At 40.2% G+C, this 20,592-nt stretch carries 20 protein-coding genes; 4 read left to right on the top strand and 16 right to left on the bottom strand.

Features of this window, described 5'->3' with window-relative positions; translation table 11 throughout:
- Positions 1-104 precede the first annotated feature (104 nt).
- The 4 genes from tgt (at position 105) to secF (ending at position 4,593) form a co-directional block, all read left to right on the top strand.
- Positions 105-1,235, top strand: a complete 1,131-nt coding sequence (tgt, locus tag F4W09_RS10510) for a tRNA guanosine(34) transglycosylase Tgt (protein ID WP_151504762.1) — start codon at positions 105-107, stop codon at positions 1,233-1,235.
- A gap of 98 nt (positions 1,236-1,333) precedes the next feature.
- Positions 1,334-1,663: a preprotein translocase subunit YajC gene (gene yajC / locus F4W09_RS10505; protein WP_016166200.1), complete on the top strand. Its 330-nt coding sequence runs from the start codon at positions 1,334-1,336 to the stop codon at positions 1,661-1,663.
- A 51-nt stretch (positions 1,664-1,714) separates the two neighbouring features.
- Positions 1,715-3,616, top strand: coding sequence for a protein translocase subunit SecD (gene secD, locus F4W09_RS10500; protein WP_044739026.1), 1,902 nt, complete (start codon positions 1,715-1,717; stop codon positions 3,614-3,616).
- Positions 3,617-3,627: 11 nt separating this feature from the next.
- Positions 3,628-4,593, top strand: a complete 966-nt coding sequence (gene secF, locus F4W09_RS10495) for a protein translocase subunit SecF (protein ID WP_151504761.1) — start codon at positions 3,628-3,630, stop codon at positions 4,591-4,593.
- 48 nt (positions 4,594-4,641) lie between these two features.
- On the opposite strand, the gene F4W09_RS10490 is transcribed toward secF, so the two are convergent.
- From F4W09_RS10490 to F4W09_RS10415, 16 genes are all read right to left on the bottom strand, one after another.
- Positions 4,642-5,286, bottom strand: coding sequence for a 4'-phosphopantetheinyl transferase family protein (locus F4W09_RS10490; protein WP_151504760.1), 645 nt, complete (start codon positions 5,284-5,286; stop codon positions 4,642-4,644).
- A gap of 105 nt (positions 5,287-5,391) precedes the next feature.
- A complete protein-coding gene (der, locus tag F4W09_RS10485) occupies positions 5,392-6,801 on the bottom strand; it encodes a ribosome biogenesis GTPase Der (protein ID WP_016166204.1) in 1,410 nt (469 codons plus the stop codon).
- 165 nt (positions 6,802-6,966) lie between these two features.
- Entirely contained in the window at positions 6,967-8,115 is a 1,149-nt protein-coding gene (gene bamB, locus F4W09_RS10480; protein ID WP_151504759.1) for an outer membrane protein assembly factor BamB, read from the bottom strand.
- A complete protein-coding gene (locus tag F4W09_RS10475) occupies positions 8,115-8,819 on the bottom strand; it encodes a YfgM family protein (RefSeq protein ID WP_151504758.1) in 705 nt (234 codons plus the stop codon). The genes bamB and F4W09_RS10475 overlap by 1 nt, the downstream gene beginning before the upstream one ends.
- 33 nt (positions 8,820-8,852) lie before the next feature.
- Positions 8,853-10,148 carry a histidine--tRNA ligase gene (gene hisS / locus F4W09_RS10470; protein ID WP_151504757.1) on the bottom strand — a complete coding sequence of 432 codons (1,296 nt, stop codon included), beginning with the start codon at positions 10,146-10,148 and terminating at the stop codon, positions 8,853-8,855.
- Entirely contained in the window at positions 10,145-11,260 is a 1,116-nt protein-coding gene (gene ispG, locus F4W09_RS10465; protein ID WP_044739032.1) for a flavodoxin-dependent (E)-4-hydroxy-3-methylbut-2-enyl-diphosphate synthase, read from the bottom strand. The genes hisS and ispG overlap by 4 nt, the downstream gene beginning before the upstream one ends.
- Before the next feature lie 20 nt (positions 11,261-11,280).
- Positions 11,281-12,075, bottom strand: a complete 795-nt coding sequence (locus F4W09_RS10460) for a helix-turn-helix domain-containing protein (RefSeq protein WP_016166209.1) — start codon at positions 12,073-12,075, stop codon at positions 11,281-11,283.
- Positions 12,066-12,830: a type IV pilus biogenesis/stability protein PilW gene (pilW, locus tag F4W09_RS10455; protein WP_016166210.1), complete on the bottom strand. Its 765-nt coding sequence runs from the start codon at positions 12,828-12,830 to the stop codon at positions 12,066-12,068. Before pilW ends, F4W09_RS10460 begins: the two co-directional genes overlap by 10 nt.
- A 66-nt stretch (positions 12,831-12,896) precedes the next feature.
- Entirely contained in the window at positions 12,897-14,132 is a 1,236-nt protein-coding gene (gene rlmN, locus F4W09_RS10450) for a dual-specificity RNA methyltransferase RlmN (RefSeq protein WP_044739034.1), read from the bottom strand.
- 123 nt (positions 14,133-14,255) lie between these two features.
- Positions 14,256-14,687, bottom strand: a complete 432-nt coding sequence (ndk, locus tag F4W09_RS10445) for a nucleoside-diphosphate kinase (RefSeq protein WP_016166212.1) — start codon at positions 14,685-14,687, stop codon at positions 14,256-14,258.
- Between the two features lie 126 nt (positions 14,688-14,813).
- Positions 14,814-15,014: a Fe-S cluster assembly protein IscX gene (iscX, locus tag F4W09_RS10440; RefSeq protein WP_016166213.1), complete on the bottom strand. Its 201-nt coding sequence runs from the start codon at positions 15,012-15,014 to the stop codon at positions 14,814-14,816.
- Positions 15,015-15,093: 79 nt separating this feature from the next.
- On the bottom strand, positions 15,094-15,645 hold the full coding sequence (locus F4W09_RS10435; RefSeq protein ID WP_044739035.1) for a phosphatase PAP2 family protein: 552 nt from the start codon (positions 15,643-15,645) through the stop codon (positions 15,094-15,096).
- A gap of 28 nt (positions 15,646-15,673) precedes the next feature.
- A complete protein-coding gene (locus F4W09_RS10430) occupies positions 15,674-16,957 on the bottom strand; it encodes a glycosyltransferase family 4 protein (RefSeq protein WP_151504756.1) in 1,284 nt (427 codons plus the stop codon).
- 152 nt (positions 16,958-17,109) lie between these two features.
- Positions 17,110-17,520 carry a hypothetical protein gene (locus F4W09_RS10425; protein ID WP_016166216.1) on the bottom strand — a complete coding sequence of 137 codons (411 nt, stop codon included), beginning with the start codon at positions 17,518-17,520 and terminating at the stop codon, positions 17,110-17,112.
- A 12-nt stretch (positions 17,521-17,532) separates the two neighbouring features.
- Positions 17,533-19,845 (bottom strand): fimbria/pilus outer membrane usher protein, encoded by a 2,313-nt coding sequence (locus F4W09_RS10420; RefSeq protein ID WP_151504755.1) that lies wholly within the window; start codon positions 19,843-19,845, stop codon positions 17,533-17,535.
- Positions 19,846-19,863: 18 nt separating this feature from the next.
- On the bottom strand, positions 19,864-20,565 hold the full coding sequence (locus F4W09_RS10415; RefSeq protein WP_171492424.1) for a fimbrial biogenesis chaperone: 702 nt from the start codon (positions 20,563-20,565) through the stop codon (positions 19,864-19,866).
- Between the last annotated feature and the right edge of the window lie 27 nt (positions 20,566-20,592).

Raw genomic sequence — 20,592 nt, 5'->3', positions numbered from 1 at the left:
AATACATCACAAAACTGGCGTTTAAGTGCAGAATCGAGGAAAATAGCCCTCTTTTTAGCTCGAACAATCAGCGAACTGTTTTTTCGCCTTGATTTGGAATTTGTATGAAGTTTGAAAAACTTGCACAATCGGGGCGTGCCCGTCGTGGTCGCTTAACGCTTGAACATGGTGTGGTTGAAACACCTGTATTTATGCCTGTCGGTACTTATGGCACAGTCAAGGGCATGTTGCCACGTGATATTGAAGATATTCAAGCACAAATTATTTTAGGTAATACTTTCCACCTATACTTACGTCCTGGCCTAGATGTCATTGAAGCGCATGGTGGTTTACACGAGTTCATGAAGTGGGACAAACCTATTTTAACCGACTCTGGTGGCTTTCAAGTCTTCAGTCTTGGTGCTATGCGTAAAATTAAGGAAGAAGGTGTAACTTTCCGCTCTCCGATTGATGGCTCTAAAGTTTTCTTATCGCCTGAAATTTCGATGGAAATTCAAAAAACTTTAAATTCTGACATCGTCATGATTTTTGATGAATGTACGCCATATCCAGCGACACATGAAGAAGCACAAAAGTCATTGCAACTTTCATTACGTTGGGCCAAGCGTTGTAAAACTCATCACCATGATGAATTAAACAATAGCAACGCTTTATTTGGCATCATTCAAGGCGGCATGTATGAAGACCTTCGTGATGAGTCATTAAAAGGCTTACTTGAAGTTGGTTTTGACGGTTATGCGATTGGTGGTCTTTCTGTTGGCGAACCGAAAGAAGAAATGATCAAGGTGTTGGATTATCTTCCAGTTAAAATGCCTGCCGATAAACCACGTTATTTAATGGGTGTCGGAAAGCCAGAAGACATTGTTGAAGGTATTCGTCGTGGCGTAGATATGTTTGACTGCGTTATGCCAACCCGAAATGCACGAAATGGTCATTACTTTGTGACGGATGGTTTAGTTCGTATCCGCAACAGTAAATACCGTCATGATCAACAACCACTTGATCCACACTGCGATTGCTACACCTGTACCAACTTTACCCGCGCATATCTATTCCATTTAGAAAAATGCGGCGAAATGTTGGGTTCAATGTTAGGTACCATCCACAACTTACGTTACTACCAGCGCTTCACCCAAGACATTCGTGATGCACTCGATAACGGGACGTTTGATGCTTTTGTTGAAGACTTTTATCAACGTCGTGGTTTAGAAGTACCTCCTTGTCCGCAAGATTAATTCTTTCAGCATTTGCGCTGAAGAAAAAGACAAGGTAAATTGCAGAACAAGTCTATTTATTATCAAATTGATACCAGTTTATTGTTTAGGAAATTGAAATGAGCCTTTTTATTTCTACTGCTCACGCAGCAGGTGAAGCTGCACAGCAACCAAGCCTCGTAACGAACTTACTTATGATTGCGGTTTTTGTCGCAATTTTCTACTTCTTGATTTGGCGCCCTCAATCTAAACGTGCTAAAGAACACCGCTCTTTGGTCGAAAGCTTAGGTGTTGGCAGTGAAGTTGTTTTTGCTGGTGGTTTGATGGGTAAAATTACTAAAATTGAAGGTGATTTTGCAGTGGTTGAATTAAACCGTGGTGTAGAAGTAAAAATTCAACGCGCAAGTGTGATTTCAGTTCTTCCTGAAGGCACATTAAATAACCTTTAATCAAAAATAGTCGTGCACCCGCACGACTTTTTCATTTTAAGAAGAAAACAAATGCGTTACCCAGCATGGAAATATCTACTGATTCTTGTGGTTCTCGTAGTCAGTACATTATATGCCCTGCCAAGTTTGTATCCTGATGAACCTGCTGTTCAAATTTCAGGTGCCAAAGCTGGTACTCAAATTGACCAAAGCATCATACAAAAAGCAGAGCAAATTTTAAAAAGCGAAAATATTGCAACGCATGACAATAGCTTTACCAATAACGCTGCATTACTCCGTCTAGATTCATCTGAGGCTCAGTTAAAAGCCAAAGATGCTTTGCGTCGTGGTCTTGGAGATAACTACGTTGTTGCGCTGAACCTTGCACCAACTACACCTGAATGGTTGCAAAAAATTGGTGCAAAACCAATGAAGCTCGGTTTGGACTTACGTGGCGGTGTTCACTTCTTGCTTGAAGTGGATATGGACAAAGCCATCAGCCAACGTATGGAAACCTCTGCAACCGATTTACGTCGTCAATTGCGTGACAATAAATTGAAATTCAATAGTCTTTCATTGAATAACAATACCATTACTTTGCAATTTGCGAACAATACAGATCGTGATGCAGTGATGGATTTCTTGCGCAGCAACAACAAAGAATATGCACAACAAGCGATTGCATCAGATTCAGGCTCTAGCTTACGTTTAACCTATACCGATGTACGTAAGCAAGAAATTCAATCTTATGCGGTCAACCAAAACTTAACCACCCTGCGTAACCGTATTAATGAGTTAGGGGTTGCAGAAGCACTTGTACAAACCCAAGGTAGCAACCGTATTGTGGTTGAATTACCAGGTGTACAAGATACCGCTGAAGCAAAGCGTGTTTTGGGCCGTACTGCAAACTTAGAGTTCCGTCTGGTTTCTGACCAGAATGATCAATATATTGATCCATATACAGGTAAATATAATGGTCAGCCATTACCTCCAGGTACGGAAGTATTTGCTTATCAGTCACTTGATAGTGGCCGTGAATTATTACTTAACCGTAATCGTATTCTTACAGGTGAGCGTGTTCAAAATGCCTCTTCTGGCTTTAGTCAGGACACTGGCGGTGCTGAAGTAAATATTACCCTCGATAGCGCGGGTGGTAAGCTCATGGCTGATGCGACACGGAATTCTGTGGGTAAACGTATGGCGGTGTTGTTTATCGAAAATAAACAAAAAATCAGCTATGTCACAGACCCAAAAACTGGTGCTCAAACTGAAGTCCGTACACCGTATGCAGAATCTGTGGTCATTAATGCCGCCACGATTCAAGCCGTACTCGGCTCACAATTCCGTATTACAGGTTTAGACTCACCACAAGAAGCAGCCGAACTGGCACTGATGTTGCGTGCAGGTGCATTAGCCGCTCCAATGTACTTTGTTGAAGAACGTGTGGTTGGTCCTAGCCTCGGTCAAGAAAACATTGATAAAGGTGTCTTATCCACCCAAATCGGTTTCTTACTGGTTGCGATCTGGATGGTAGTGTTCTTCCGTCTATTTGGTTTAATTGCCAATTTAGCCTTAGTGATCAATATTGCCATGATCCTGACCGTAATGTCTTGGATTGGCGCCTCACTATCGCTTCCAGGTATTGCAGGTATCATCATCACCATTGGTATGGCGGTCGATGCCAACGTCCTCATCTGTGAACGAATACGAGAGGAAATGAAATGGGGAGCTTCTCCGAAACAAGCCATTATTGCGGGTTATGATCGAGCCTATAACACCATTTTAGACTCGAACTTAACCACCTTTATTGTCGCGTTCATTTTATTTGCAATCGGTTCTGGTCCAATCAAAAGCTTTGCAGTCACCCACATGATTGGTATTGTCTGCTCGATGTTTACCTCTATTACGGTGACGCGTGCAGTCGTACAATTGATTTATGGCAAAAAACGTGACTTGAAGAAGTTGAGCATTTAAGGAGATCGACGATGACTGACATGACTCAACCCAAATCAAAACAATATGGTCGTCCTGACAATGAGCGTGTAATTGGCTTCATGAAGATCAGCAAACCTGCTGCCTTCGCGTCAATTATAATTACCATTGCCAGTATCTTCTTCATTGCCGTGAATGGTCTTAACTTAGGTTTGGACTTTACTGGAGGTATTTCTGCGGAAGTCACCTACGCAAAACCGGTTGACCAAGATCAAATTGTTAAATCTCTTGAAGCTACAGGCTTTGAACATGCAGTAGTCCAAACGCTGGGCAGTAACACAGACGTACTCATTCGTATGCCTGTGCAAAAAGCCAGTGTTGAAGATTTGAATAACACCTTGGCTCAAGCAGTGCAAGTACCGAATAACACAGCTACACTACATAAAGTCGATGCTGTCGGTGGTCAAGTCGGAAATGAACTCTATGTTCGTTCTGCGGGTGCCGTTGCACTTGCATTGATCTTGATGTTGATCTACGTAACCATTCGCTTTGAGTTCAAATTGGCTGTGGGTGCAATCCTCTCCCTCTTTCACGATATTTTGGTGATTTTAGGGGTATTTGCATTCATGCAATGGCCATTTGACCTGACCACTTTGGCTGCAGTGCTTGCCGTGATTGGTTTCTCGCTCAACGATAACATCGTAGTATCAGACCGTATCCGTGAGAACTTCCGTAAAATTCGAGGTGCATCACCTCGTGAAGTGATCGATATTGCCCTCACTGAAACTTTACGCCGAACTGTCCACACCTCCATGACCTTGTTATTGGTTGTGGTGGCGATGCTCATTATGGGTGGTGAAGGTCTACGCTGGTTCTCGGTGGCAATGTTTATCGGTGTCTTTGCAGGAACATATTCTTCGATCTATATTGCAACTGCTTATGCCCTATGGCGCGGTTTAAACCGTCAAGACTTTATTGTTCAGATTAAACCTGAGTTTGATGAGGAAGAAATTCCTTAATCCCTAAACAACAGGCTCACACTGAAGCTCATCCTCGGATGGGCTTTTTTAATGCTGAATGATTTGAATTAGTGGCCACTGGAAACCCTGACATGATGGCTCTGCCTGCCAAGCCACCGTTAACATTATTTGACCCAAATGATAATTCTGATACGCAAAGCTACCAATTTCAGGATGCTGACACATCCCCCCATGATTGATAGCATGTACATGCGTATTTAACTCTTTTAAGCTTAAACGAATACCTAAACCCGATGCTTTTAATACCGCTTCTTTGGTGGTCCAAACCTTAAACCAATATTCAGATGAATATTCTGCTTCTGCCCAACCATGCAATTCTTCAGGATGAAAAGCATGTTGTGCCAATGTCTCAAAACGCACTTGTCGGTCTAAATCTTCGACATCAATACCCAACTGCCTCACTGTATGGCTAAGTGCTAAGGCGTAATGTTTATGACTATGACTATGATTGAATGCAACCTGAGGGAATTCAGTCAAATAGGGTTTGCCATATTCGGTCTTAGAAAGATCTGCGTTTTGGATCTCACGTTGCATATGTTGTGAGAGCAACTGATTCCGAAATTGGTAGATGGCCTGTTTTTGTTGTTGTATCTTGGCTTTACGCTCCAAATCCGCAGGTAGTTTGATAATCTGCTCTAAGCGGCTGACATCAATATGAATCAGTTTCGTCACATAGCTCTCCTCTTTATATCCATCCTCATTCTAAAAGAAACTGTACATAAAATAAAAAGCCCAAAGTCATCTTTGGGCTTTTTCATCGTTTAAACGAACTGAAAATTAACGTTTGAATTTCTTCTCAGCTTTTTTGAACTTCTGAACATAACGACGTTTACGTGCAGCAGTACGTTCATCCACTTGTGACTTACGCCCTTCAAATGGATTTTCTGAAGTTTTAAATTCAATTTTCACTGGTGTACCTTCAAGTTTGTACACACGACGGAAAACATTTTCAAGGTAACGACGGTAATCTGCTGGCGTTTTATCAACTTTGTTACCATGAATCACAATCGTTGGTGGATTTTGCCCACCCATATGCGCATAACGCATTTTAATACGACGACCGCCCACCATTGGTGGTTGATGTGCATCCACAGCATCACTCAAAATTTGCGTGATTTTGGCAGGTGAAACTTTCAAATGTGAAGATTCATAGGCACGGTGGATCGATGGGTACATATCCCCTACACCTGTACCATGCAGTGCAGAAATTAAGTGGATTTTTGCCCAAGGAATAAAATCAAAACGACGTTCAACATCTAGCTTACATTGCTTACGATCATACTCAGACATGTTGTCCCATTTATTGATCGCAATCACCATGGCACGCCCTGCTTCTAAGGCATAACCAATCAAGTGTAAGTCTTGCTCTACAATGCCTTCACGAGCATCCACCACCACGACAACCACATGTGCATCTTTCATGGCTTGTAAAGTTTTTACAATCGAGAATTTCTCGATCATTTCATCGACCTTACCTTTACGACGCACACCCGCAGTATCAATCAGCGTATATTGACGACCATCACGCTCGAAAGGGATATAAATAGAGTCACGAGTTGTACCTGGCTGGTCAAATGCCACCACACGCTCTTCACCCAACAAACGGTTGACTAGCGTTGATTTACCCACGTTCGGACGACCAATAATCGCTAAACGCAAGCCAGTGTTCTTGTCATGCTCTTCTGGGTTCTCGTCTTCAGGCACATCCTGCAACACGTCTTCCAGCATTTGCTGTACGCCACGACCATGACTTGCCGCTACTTGCAGTGGCTCACCCATACCAAGTTTATAAAATTCGACGAGTGCGGCTTCTGCGTGTACACCATCCACCTTATTTGCGACAAGGTAAACTTTTTTACCTAAAGTACGCAGCTCACGTGCAATTTGTTCATCAGAAGCCAATAGACCTGCACGCGCATCTACCACAAATACAATGATGTCAGCCTCATGAATCGCAGTTTTAGACTGCTCTGCCATGTAAGAGTCAATACCACCTTCATTTTCGCCAATACCACCTGTATCGACCACAATGAAAGATTTATTTTGATAAACAGCATCACCATATTTACGGTCGCGTGTCAGACCCGCAAAGTCAGCCACCAAAGCATCACGACTTTTAGTTATCTGGTTAAATAGAGTTGATTTTCCGACGTTCGGACGACCAATGAGCGCAATTACGGGTTTCATAGTTTAACCTTTATTCAAGATCAGCCAGTGAGACTGGTCTGAACATCAGAAAAATGGAAGATATTTAAGAATAATACTAAATAAAACACGGGGCATTGAAATTTCTCAAATACCCCGTGTTTAAAAATACGGATTTGGCTTAGTTTAACATAAGGCAGACGAAAATTAACGATTCTGCCAAACGCTAAATTTACCCTTACGTGTCGCGACTGCGAGTTGACCTTCGATAACACGCAATGTACGTACAGCACCACTGGTTTTGGCACGACCGATTAACTGACCTGAATTTGGGTCAATCAGATGTAATACGCCATCTAAATCCCCTACTACAAGGTCTTGACCAAACAGTACTGGATTACTGAGTTCACGGTTTAAAAGTTGCTCATTTTGCCACAATTGTTGACCTGTCGCCAGATCATAAGCCGTCAACTTACCGTCTGCTTGTGCTACAAAAACTTTATTGTCTGCAACTTCAGGACGTTTGGTACTGCTAGCATCTTCACTCCAAATCACTTGTTGTGAAGCCAAGTCTGTTGCAGTCACTTGCCCTTGGAAACTGGTGGTCACTAAAAGCTGACCTGCTACCACTGGATCACCATCAACATCATTTAAACGCTGAATGTCAGAACGACCATCACTCACTGCCACACGACGTTGCATACGAGGTACGCCACTGAGTACATCTAAAGCATAGACATAAGCATTTGCAGAAGACACCAATACCGTACGTGCATCGAGAGCTACAGGCGTTGAAGTCCCACGCAAGCTAAATTGTACGCTTGGTAAATCATAGCTCCAAACTTGCTGCCCAGATTCTAAATCATGCGCATAAACAGTTCCATCATTACTGACGGTCACCACACGACCAGATTGCACTAATGAAGGTGCTAGAATTGCTCCTGTTAATTGAGCAGTCCACTTTTGTTCGCCTGTGGCTTGATCTAGAGCAAACAATTGACCTTTATGATTTCCAACAATCACTAGACCATCTTTGGCTTCCACACCTGAGCTTAGACCTTGTTTAGAGACTTTTTTGCTCCAAACTTTATCTTTGCCACGATAGGCGGTGACTTCACCTTTAGGGCTAGCAATGAAAATTACGCCATTATCGATGTCCAATTGCAAACGTAATGGATCTGCTTCTGAGGTCGAAGAAACACTTTCAGAAAAAACTGGCGCTAAACTTTTCGATTGTTCAAGTTTAGGTAATGGACTTGGTTTGGCATCTTCAACTTTAATTTTATTACTTGAACAGCCAACTAAAGCCAGCGTCAAAATTGTTAGTGCAAACGGTATTTTATATTTTCTATCCATTAAGACTCATCCACGTGTGTTTCTAAAATTGGGCGTTCAATTTCAGGATCATCTACTAAAACGCCAACACTTTCGAGTTTAATTTGTAAAATTTGGCGCTCTTGTTTACGCTCAATTAATGCATCCCATGCACTTTGATAAGCTTTTTTCGCATTTTCTACATCATTTTTAGCAACATATACATCACCACGCACTTCATCAGCCGTTGCTTTAAACGCAGGGTTGGTCACTAAAGCTAAAGATTTCAGTGCATCATCATATTTGTTTTGTGCAAGCTGTGCATAGGCCAAACGTAATTTTACGATTTGTGTTAAACCCTCATCTTTAACTTTAGAGTTTTCCACCTTTTTCAAAGCTTTTTCTGCACCAGCATAGTCACCCTTGTCATAAGCCAACTTTGCCATCACAAATTGAGTTTGAATGGCTTGTGCAGAATCAGGGGCATCCTTCACAATTTTATCTGCAGCCTCTGTCAACTCAGTCATTGCATTTGGATTGCCTTGTACATTACGCGCATCATCCATCAATTGTTGGACTTTTGCAGTTTGCATTTGCGATTCTGCAAGGTTTTTCTTTTGCCAATATTCCCAACCGAAAAAGGCAATCAACGCAATTAAAATCCCACTAATCATGGCCGAACCATACTTTTTAGTGAAAGACTTTAAACTCTCAAGTTGTTCTTCTTCACTCAATGATGCGCTCATTTGATTACCCTTTTCCTAAATGTTATTTAACTCTTATTTTGAAGAAAATTTTTCGATGAAGAATGGTACGACATCAGCAATTGCGACTTCGCACTGTTCCGCTGTCGCCAAAGTTTTAACCAATAACTGCTGTGCTTCCCACTCGCGCTCACCCAAAATCAAGGCATACAATGCCCCTGACTGGTCGGCCTTTTTCATTTGGCTTTTCATTGAACCTTGTGAGCCAACTTTTAAACGTAATGAACTTTGCGCTGCATCTAACTGGTTGCGGAGTTGTTCTGCCAATACCAAAGCTTTACCTTGAGAAGCAGGATCTGCCACCAAGAAAATTTCGCAATCACGAATTGGAGTCGCATCTTCAACTTGTTCAAGTAAAAGTAATAAACGTTCCATCCCCATAGCAAAACCAACCGCAGGTACAGACTGATCCGCCTTTCCTTTAAGCTGTCCAACCAAACCGTCATAGCGACCACCTGCACACACTGTACCTTGTGAGCCTAAATGTGTAGTCGTCCATTCAAATACAGTTTTGTTGTAATAATCTAAACCACGAACCAGTTTCTGATTAATCACAAACTCAACGCCTGCATCTCTTAAATACTGCTGCAAAGTCGCAAAGTGCTGTAAAGTCTCTTCACCCATAAAGTCATGCAATTTCGGTGCATTTTCTAAAATAGCTTGAGTTTTTGCATCTTTAGAATCAAGGATACGCAGCGGGTTGGTGGTTAAACGGCGCTGTGAGTCTTCATCCAAATCACTTTTATGCAATTCCAAGAACTCAACCAATGCCGCACGATAAGCCGCACGCTCGTCAGACTCTCCGAGAGTATTCAACTCTAACTGAACTTTGTCCGCCACACCCATGCGTTTCCATAGACGTGCAGTCATCAAAATGAGCTCAGCATCCATATCAGGAGTTGCCACACCAAAGGTTTCTACACCAAACTGGTGGAACTGACGGTAACGCCCTTTTTGTGGTTTTTCATAACGGAACATTGGTCCGACATACCACACACGCGGTGTTGCGCCACGGAGTAAATTATGCTCAAGCATGGCACGTACACAACCTGCTGTTCCTTCAGGACGCAGTGTCAAAGACTCAGGCGGATTGCCTTTATCTAAGAACGTATACATTTCTTTTTCAACGATATCCGTCGCATCACCAATCGAACGTTTGAACAAATTAGTTTGTTCAACAATAGGCAAACGGATTTGTTGATAGCCATAGGCATCCATTAACGATGCTAAATGTTGCTCTAGACGTCTCCATGCAGGTGTTTGCGTTGGAAGAATGTCATTAAAACCTTTGATTGCGACAATTGAACTCATGATGAACTACGAATGATCTCTTTAGATTTAGCTTCTTCAAGCTCTTGAACACGCTGACGAACCATTGTTTCGATTTCATCAACTAACTGGTTGGTATCAATCAGATGGCTTTTCTCGCCATTCCGATACACAAGCGAACGTGGACTTGCCCCCACCACGCCAATATCAGCCTCTTTGGCTTCGCCTGGACCATTCACCTTACAACCAATGACCGATACGTCCATCGGGGTACGAATGTCTTCCAAACGCTCTTCTAAAGCTTGCATCACTGAAATCACGTTAAATTCTTGTCGTGAACAGCTTGGGCAAGCAATAAAGTTAATGCCATTTGAACGAAGGCTGAGTGATTTTAAAATATCAAAACCAATTTTAACTTCTTCTTCGGGTTCGGCTGCCAATGAAATACGCATGGTGTCACCAATGCCTTCCATGAGCAAACCACCCAATGCAATGGCTGATTTTACTGAACCCGTACGATAAATCCCAGCTTCTGTAACGCCTAAATGTAATGGGTTATCAATTTGTTGAGACAGCAAACGGTAGGCATCCATGGTCAAAAACACATTCGATGCTTTCACAGAAACTTTAAATTCATGGAAATTTAAACGGTCTAAGATATCAATATGGCGCATTGCTGACTCAAGCAAAGCTTGGCCTGTCGGCTCACCATATTTCTTTTGAATGTCTTTTTCCAATGAACCCGCATTCACGCCAATACGCATAGAAATATCATGATGACGTGCCGCAGCAACAACTTCACGAATTTTCGCTTCCGAGCCAATATTACCCGGATTAATACGCAAACAATCCGCGCCCATATCTGCCACTTTCAATGCGATTTTATAATCGAAGTGAATATCTGCTACTAAAGGCACTTGTACGCGTTTACGAATTTCACCGAAAGCTTCGGCAGCTTCCATCGAAGGCACAGAAACACGCATAATATCAGCACCCGCATCTGCACAGCGTTGAATCTGGGCAACCGTTGCTTCGACATCACACGTTTCAGTATTGGTCATGCTTTGAATGCTGATCGGAGCATCGCCTCCGACGTAAACAGAACCCACACGAATTTTGCGGGTAGTACGGCGTTGAATCGGGTTTACAATCATGATTATTTACTCTGGCACCATTAACGAGATAAACGGAATTCTGCTTTCCCATTTACCGTATATGGTGACAATGAAATCTGCTCATTGTTCAAACTTAATGACACTGCGGCTGCATCATCCAAACGGATTTGGAATGGCGCCTCACCACTTAAAGTTAAAGTACTGGCTTGACGGCCTGTGGCTAAAACTTTACCCGTCGAATCCACAATATGAACTGAGGTCGGACGATTAAAATTCAAGACCAATTGATCGCCTGAAACTGCGGTCGCACCGCCCACTGACAACACTTCAACTTCAGATTTATTTGCATCTGCTGCACTGCTTTCTGTATTCGAACCCGATGAGCCCCAGTTTTGAATCGTGCCAACAATTGCAGCCAAAATCACCAAGATAATGATGATAATGACAGATCGCTTTAACCACTTGCGGTTACGCTCACTGTTTGAGCCTGGCAACTTGCCCATGATCTTGATTGGCGAATTATCCAAAGCATGATTAGGCACCATGCCTGTATCATTGGCATAGATTTCATCAAAACGCTGAATCAGTGAGGTTGCATCAACATTTAAATATTTTGCATAAGTGCGATAGTAACCTTTAATGAAGGTCGCTTCTGGCAAAGACTTATATTCATCTTGCTCTAATGCAGTTAAAGTTTTTACAGGAATTTTTAAATCTGCAGCAACTTGACTTAATTCACGTTTTTGAGCAATACGTTTTTGGCGTAAGTATTCTCCAGGACGCTGGACGTTTCCTAATGCATTAGGTACTACGCTTGAACCATTCGATTGCGGTGAATTAGGATTTACTTCCATACGGCCTCAGTACTGTACTGTAATTGCAAATAACGTGTGTATTCTTGGCTATCGGGGAACAATGCTCGCATTTGATTGACTAACACTTGCATCCCCATCTGATCGCCATTGGCTCGTGCAATACGAATACCAATCCATAATGCACGCGCACTCTGATTTTTCTGCCCAACCAAACGAACAAATTGTTCATATAGCTGTGTAGCAGCAGGAATTTGTTGTCTTAAATAAAATATTTCTGACAACTCTAACATTGAAACATAAGAATTTGGATTTACTTGCAATGCTTGCTTGAATGATTTTTCAGCATTTGCTGTATCATCCAATTTTAAGTAAATACGTCCTAAATTTTCCAATGCCTTGAATCGCTGATCATAACCCAAGGTCGAACCAGCAATTGCTAATTGTTCAATCGCCTCATTATAACGTTCTACGACGTATAAATACGTACCATAGTTGTTACGAGCTTGCGCATTATTTGGATCTGCAGAAATTGCACGTTTAAAGTGTGTCTCCGCTTTTTCCATATTGGCAGGGCTACCTTCTTGCTGTAGCAACACGCCCATCATCATATTCGCCGTGGAATCTCGTGGTTCCATTTCTAATGCTTGATCAAGTGCGCGTTTTGCCGCATCTAGGTCGCCCTTACGAATATATTCCGCTGCCAATTGAGTCCGCACTTCTACTGCTTTCTCGGGGTCTTTTTTAAACCCCGGTGCCGATGAGGTGGTTGTGGTAATACAACCCACCAACGACATAGAAAGACAAAACATTGTTATACATGCAAATTTGTAGGTGGGTTTACTCAATTGACAGCCCCTTTATTATCCTTTTGAGCGCAAAATCTCATTCCGCTCAGCCACTTTTTTCTTCCACTGCTCTGCACGACGTGTACGGTCGGCCACCTGACCAACCAACTGTCCACATGCAGCATCAATATCATCACCACGTGTCTGACGAATCGTACACACAAATCCAGCGTCAGACAAAGTTTTTTGGAAAGAAATAATACGGTTACGACTTGAGCGCCCGTATGGTGCGTGTGGAAATGGATTAAAGGGAATTAAATTAATTTTACTTGGTAAATTCTTTAACAATTTCAATAGCTGTTGTGCATGTTCAGGTTGATCATTCACCCCATCCAGCATCACATATTCAATGGTGACATGACGGCGTGCACTTTCATTACCATCTTTCGCCAAATAGCGCTGACATGCTGCAATTAGTTGATCTAACGGATATTTTTTATTAATTGGTACCAATTCATTACGTAATTCATCATTTGGGGCATGGAGTGAAATTGCTAAAGCCACATCAATGTCTTGTGCCAATTGGTCAATTTTCGGTACGACACCTGAAGTCGACAAGGTCACGCGACGTTTCGACATGCCATAAGCAAAATCGTCGAGCATTAGCTGCATCGAACTTAATACCGCGTCATAATTGAGTAATGGTTCGCCCATACCCATCATGACAACGTTAGTCACTGTACGCTCACGCTCTGCAACAGGCACCTCTTCCATGTAGGAATAGTTTGCCATCCACAATTGACCGATAATTTCCGCAGGTGTTAAATCACGCTGGAAACCCTGTTTACCTGTAGAACAGAATGAGCAATCCAGCGCACAGCCGACTTGTGAAGAAATACACAAAGTTTTACGCGCACCTGTTTTATCTTCAGCAGGAATAAGTACAGTTTCAACCAATGAGCCAGCACCATCACCCACACGAAACACCCATTTACGTGTGCCATCTTTAGAATAATTACGGTGTACGACTTCGGGCGCTTTAATTTCACATACGCGCTCTAATTTTTCACGCAACTTGCCTGAAATGTTAGTCATTTCAGCAAAATCGGTCACGAAATATTGATGGATCCACTTCATTACCTGTCCTGCACGGAATTTCTTTTCGCCCATCGCTTCAAAGAATTGTTCCAGCTCAGCACGTGACATGCCCAGTAAATTCACTTTTTCCACAGAAGGTTGCTGTGTTGGAGTGGACAAAGATTGTTGCGATTCATCAGACGTTGCAGATGAAACGACCACTTCAGTACTCATGTGTAATTACCTAAACCATGTCGAAGATAGAAAGAGATTGCTCAATATTCAAGCAAATAAATTTAAAGGGAATAAAAAAACCAGATAAGCAGTATAACACTTATCTGGTTTGAAGTGTCTCGATTAACGAGTGCGTGGGCAAACTTCAGTTTGAGCGAAGAAGTAGTTCACTTCACGATCAGCAGATGCTACAGAGTCAGAACCGTGAGCAGCATTCTCGTCGATGCTTACAGCGAAGTCAGCACGGATTGTACCTGGAGCAGCTTCTTTAGGGTTAGTAGCGCCTAAGATTTCACGGTGAGCAAGAACTGCATTTTCACCTTCAAGAACAGATACAACAACTGGACCAGAAGTCATGAACGCAACTAAGTCAGCAAAGAAACCACGTTCTTTGTGTTCTGCGTAGAAACCTTCAGCTTCAGCTTGAGAAAGGTGTTTCATTTTAGTCGCAACGATTTTAAGACCAGCTTTTTCGAAACGAGCAAAGATGTCACCAATGTGGTTTTTAGCTACTGCATCTGGTTTAACGATAGATAAAGTACGTTCAATAGCCATGATCGGCTCCTTAAGTCAAATTAGACGTGAAAATTTTGCCGCATTATACCGAATAATGTGCAATTATCAGCTTTTGTAATGTAAAAAAACTGGATTTTTTCGATACACTGTTGGAAAAGTACTGAATTAGCTAGCTTCGTCAATCCAAGCCATTTGAATTGCTTCAAGTAAACCTTCAGTCGACTTATTCGGATCGTCTTCAAAATCAGGCAAAGCGCATACCCACGCGTGTAAATCGGTAAAACGAATCCATTGCGGGTCAACATCTGGATGTGCTTCATATAATTCAATCGCGATATCCATGGTATCGGTCCAACGTAAACCCATGACTGTTCCTAATCTATGCTATGACAGTGCTACTTTAACAAAATTTAGGATTTCTGAAAAACAACTCAATCGATTCAATCTACAACAACACGTTAAACATTGGTGCACAGGCAATGATAACTGCCGCAACACTAGCCCCAATGACAGCCCCCACAGCAACATCACTTGGATAGTGCAGGCCAAGTACCATACGTGACAATACAACCAATACGGTAAAGGGCAACATCAAAACCAATAAGATGGGCTGAACATAACCAATCACCGCACTCGCCATCACTGCATGTAAGGTATGCCCTGAGGGAAAACTAAAATGATCTAAAGGACGTTCACAAAGGCGAATGACTTGATGCACCTGATAAGGTCGTGGGCGCACTGTTTTAGTTTTGAGAATTTTATAAATAGCCGTACCCAATAAAGAACCTAAAATCAGATACACCATTTGTAAGCTGTAAGACAAACCTTGCAACATCCAAAGGCTCATCAACATAGCGTACCAAAAAATACCATCACCTAAACGGCTTATCAGTTTAAAAAAATGTGCTACACGTTCTGAATGAGAAAAATGGTTCAGATATAAACAGCCTTTTAAGTCGAGATCGAGTATTTTTATTTTTGCATTCTTAAAATTCATAATTTCTCTCCTCAAGCTTTTATTTTGCTTATGCGATCATTCGGGTTTCCTTTGCCACGTGATATAGGGCTTGTTCTAGTTGATTCACAGGATGATTCCATCCCATTTCCATCACTTTAAGTCGGGCACTTTGTCCCATGCTGTTGAGTATGTTTGGACGGGGTAAACACTGCATTTGCGATGAAAAACTATTTACATCACCCAAAGTGCTTAACCATCCCGTATTGCCATGCTCGATGTGAGCATGTGCACATGCATAATTATAAGCCACCACAGGCAAACCACTAGCCATCGCTTCCAAAACAACGTTACCAAAAGTTTCCACTTGACTGGCAAATACAAAAACATCTGCACTTGCATAAACACTAGCAAGATTCTTACCAGTTAAGCTTCCTGTAAAAATCACACCATGTGCTTTACCTAAATTTTCCAAGCGTTGACGGTCCGGCCCATCGCCAGTGATCACCAATTTATAATGTTTTTCACCACGTTGCAGCATACATATATAGTTACGAATCAATACATCGATTTCTTTCTCTGGCGATAACCGTCCCACGTAAAGCATAACAGTTGTATTGCTATCCGCCCCCCAAATGCACCGATATGCTTCAGAGCGGTAGAGCGGAGAAAACTGTTGAGTATCTACCCCTCGTCCAACAACAACCAACGGACATTTAATACCAAATTGCTTTAATGCCTTCTCGGTATCTTTGCTCGGAACACAAGTCAGTTGGGTATTGTTATGAAACCAACGTAAATAATGCTGTATCGGTTTTATTAAAAATGCCAAATCAAAGAAGCGACTAAAATCCTGAAAAGGCGAGTGAAAACCACTCGATACTGGAATATCTCGACTTTTGGCAGCATGCAAGGCTGTAAGCCCTAATGGTCCTTCTGTCACGACATGCACCACATTCGGCATGAACTCATCCAGAGCATTAGCAACCTTCAAAAACTGTGGCCAACCAAATTGCAAGCTTGGGTATTTAGGAATACTTTGTGCTGTAACCAAACATTCTTTGTTCGGGATAAAGTCCGCACATGTTTGAGTCTGGCTGGGACGAATCAGCAAGATTTTATGCCCCTGCTTTTGCAACCCTTTACAAAGCTGCATCAGAGATAAAGCCACTCCATTAACTTCTGGAGGCCATGTTTCTGTGACGATTGCAATTTTTAACCGTGGACGAACCAGATCTTTTAAAACACTTATTTCTTCTACGCTGTTTTTGTTTTTTTGTAATTTGAAATAAAACTTAAAGCTGTCTGGAAAATCTTGTTGTTTTAGCAGGCCCACAGTGGATATGTAAGACATATAACACCTATTGCTTGATTTTCTTCTAGCTTAGATGTCTTTGTTTACAGTTTGATGATTGTTGTTTGACATTCCCGTGAAATTCAAAAGGGAGGTAACATTTACCTCCCTTTTGTTGATCATTTACAAAACCTAAAGGCTTTACAACGAAATTAAAAATCCACATTAACATAGATTCGGTCACGATAAACTCCTGCAGGAACGCTATATAAAGGATTCTCTTCGAGTTGAGCTGAAATTATATACTTCTGATTAGTTCCTGCTTTTTGTCTCATTTGAACCCCCCATAGATTTTCACTCGCACCTCGAATATTCATTTGGGTTTTGACTTTATAGGGTCCATTCGATACATAACTTGACCCACTCGCATTTAATAAGTTCTGACTTCGGAATGAAATCGAATAACTGCGATCACAAGAAACGTTAAAAGATGTGGCAGTCTGACTATGATAGTAGTTTGCTAATTTCATTTCAGGGGCAGAAAAACCGCTGACCGAACATCCTGCCGCATAAACCGCACTACAACTCATAGAAATTAAGCAAGCTAAAAAAATTGGTTTCATACCAACCTCCTATTACTTACAAACTAAATTGATGACTTGTGCATCATTGCTATTATCAATTTGAGTCTGCGAAATACTGAAAGATGTATTACAAGTTTTTCCCTCCTGCATTGCTAGTTTTAGATCATATTTTACTGGTTTTGAAAGATACAAATAAACTAAACCATTACTATCAATAAAGTAACTTTCATCCTCATTACCATTAAGCTTTACAACTGTCCCAACAGGAAAATTCTTATTATTTGAATCTTTTAAATTAACTACAAATTTCTTAGTTTTTGCAACTTTGAAATCTAGAATATACCCCCTTTGATTTAATGCACTTAATTTCTGTACTGGCTGTTCAAAAGTATAATCCAAAGGTAACTGATTTTGATCATAAGAAATATCATAATTAATATAAGGAATAATATCATGTACAAAAAGATATCCTTTGTCATTTGTTTTACCAACAACTGACAATGACCTTAATACATCTACATCTTTCATACCATCGATATTAACCAAGGCAAAAGCATTATCCACATATTTTGTTGCTGACAACTTATTACCTAAAAGAACTGTTGCTCCACGATATTGAGCTTGAGTTACTTTATTATTTGTATATTCATCATAAGATGCTCTAAAATCACCAATATTAGTTTTATACAAACCATAACCATGATAATTAAATTCACTATCAATATTTGAAACAGCAACTGAGTAATCCAGACCATTTTGCAACAAGCTATTTTTAGAATAACTTAATACCGTCTCACCATTATCTGTACTATGTTCTAAATCAATATTTCCTCGAGTATCCCAATTATAACTAAAAACTATGTTAAAACTATCATCACCATCTTCAAAGTTTTTAAAATAATTCAAACTTGTGTATAAATTTTTAGTCAATATTTTTTGAACACCTACGTTTATAATTTTACTGTCTACAGACTCAAAGCCCTCAACTTTATAGTTTTTATTGTCAACATAACTTAAATTAAAACCATCAACAAATCCGAGATTAGAGAAATTTATATATGCAAGGTTAGATATCTTGGTATTAAAATCATACTCATCAAAACCTAGCTGTTGAAACTTTTCAGTGTAATAACGAGTGTTTAAACCAAAAGACCACGTTCCAAAATTTCTACTCACAGAGGCTGAAGCAGCATGTCCAATGTCTCCATTATAATCACTCACTGCATATGCAGTATCAAGTAAAGCAAACTTACTTACACCTTGAGTCCACATAAAGCTGATATTGCTTACATCTTTTGAGTAGGTTGCATCAAATCCTAAGGTTGTACTTGCAGCAACCCCACGACGGAAAAATACTTTTGAAAAAAAATCACGATAATCACTATCATCCTCATCGTAGTTATATCTTAGCTTACCTAAAGAAACATCATATTCATTTAAACCCACACGCAATAATTGACTACTAATATAAATAGGAAAACTCTGTACCGTTTGATTTCCCAAAATATCTTGTACAACAACTCTCGCTTCACCAGCTTGATCAATTGTCGCTCCTGTTTGTAAAGAATAATTACCTGGGGTTATCGACTGTTTATACAAGTTTACGCCATTAATATATAAATCTACTGTTGAGGGTAATGCAGCACTTCCTTGTAAAGTTGGCATATTCCAATATACAAAATCTGGACGATCTGTATAGTTTGTACCAAAACTGATCCCTCCATATCGGAATGAGTTTGTTAATGAGTTATAAACACTTGTGTTATCACCGATTCTTAATTTTAAATATTTTTCAGGAAACTCTAGTTCAAACAATGAACTGACACGTAAAAACTGCTTTTGCCCCTCATCTGGAGAGTCTTTATACAAAATTGCATTATTCAATAACCAGTAGTCTTTAAAAATACCAATTTCTGAATAGGCATTAAAGTCATTTGAAAAATCATCTTTAGAATAAAAGAAATCATAATTAATGAACCCCCCAAAATTTGCTCTTGCTGGGGTAACAACTACGCTCTCATAATTATTATCTTTAAAATAAGATGCAGGTAAGTCAATTTTAATTGCCTGAAGTGCATCATCATTTTGAAATTTTATATCGGAACCACGCATTAAACAGAAACCATCTTGATCATGGTTCTTTACAAATTTGGAAGGATCAACACCTAATTCATTTAATGTTTTACATTCTATATATTCACCATCCTTAGTGACTAATAGTACTGTTTCAATATTTCTATCTACACCATTTAACCAAACATTTACAATTAGTGCCCCTGCATCCGTTTCTGCTAATGAATCAACATTTGCTTGCGCAATCCCAACTGCACTAAAAAAAACAAGAACAACTCTAAAACATTTCATAGAATCACCCTCAGAGATTTAATATTCTAATAAATCTCCATCTTTATCAGTTTTAATTTTCACTTTTATTTTATCATTTGGTTTCTTTGATAATTCACCTAAATCAAATGTATATTTTTGTCCAACAAGCAAATATCGATTAAAACTTTTCTGTAATAATTCCTTATTCTGGCTATCTACCAATCGAATATCTGTAATTTGTACATGTGATTTTGCAATATTTTTAATATCGACCATCATATTATTATTTATCGTTTTAAGTTTCACATCTAGATTAGTTTTATCTTGTTTACCTACAAATAAAGGTAATGAAAAGTTAAACTGAAAATTTATCGCCTCATCATCTGCGACGGGAGTAACTTCATTAAAAATAACACGCCAGGTTTTTTCACGGTCTAGTTCATTAGCTGTAAATGGTTGACTAAAACCAACACGAACAATTTGTTTACTTTCTGGCTTTAACTCAAAAATCTTAGGATTAAATAAAATGTTCTTTTCTTCTTCAAGGACATCCTCTCCTTTTTCATTTTGACTCCATTTAACAGCAGACAACTCAAAAATTTTAGAACGATCAAAATCAGAACTTTCCACAATTACTGTGGTACTTCTCTGTTGCTTATTTTTATCACCTAAATAAAGTTGTACTGGTGTAAACTTAATGCCCGCAAATAAAAAATTACTTAAGCTACTTAAAATTAAGAATAAAATTATTTTTCTCATATTTATTCCCTTTTAAAATTATTATAG

The sequence above is a fragment of the Acinetobacter tandoii genome, from assembly GCF_008867985.1.
Lineage (GTDB): Bacteria > Pseudomonadota > Gammaproteobacteria > Pseudomonadales > Moraxellaceae > Acinetobacter > Acinetobacter tandoii.
The sequence above is the reverse complement of the archived record's forward strand: the minus strand, read 5'-3'. Positions and strand labels throughout refer to the sequence as shown.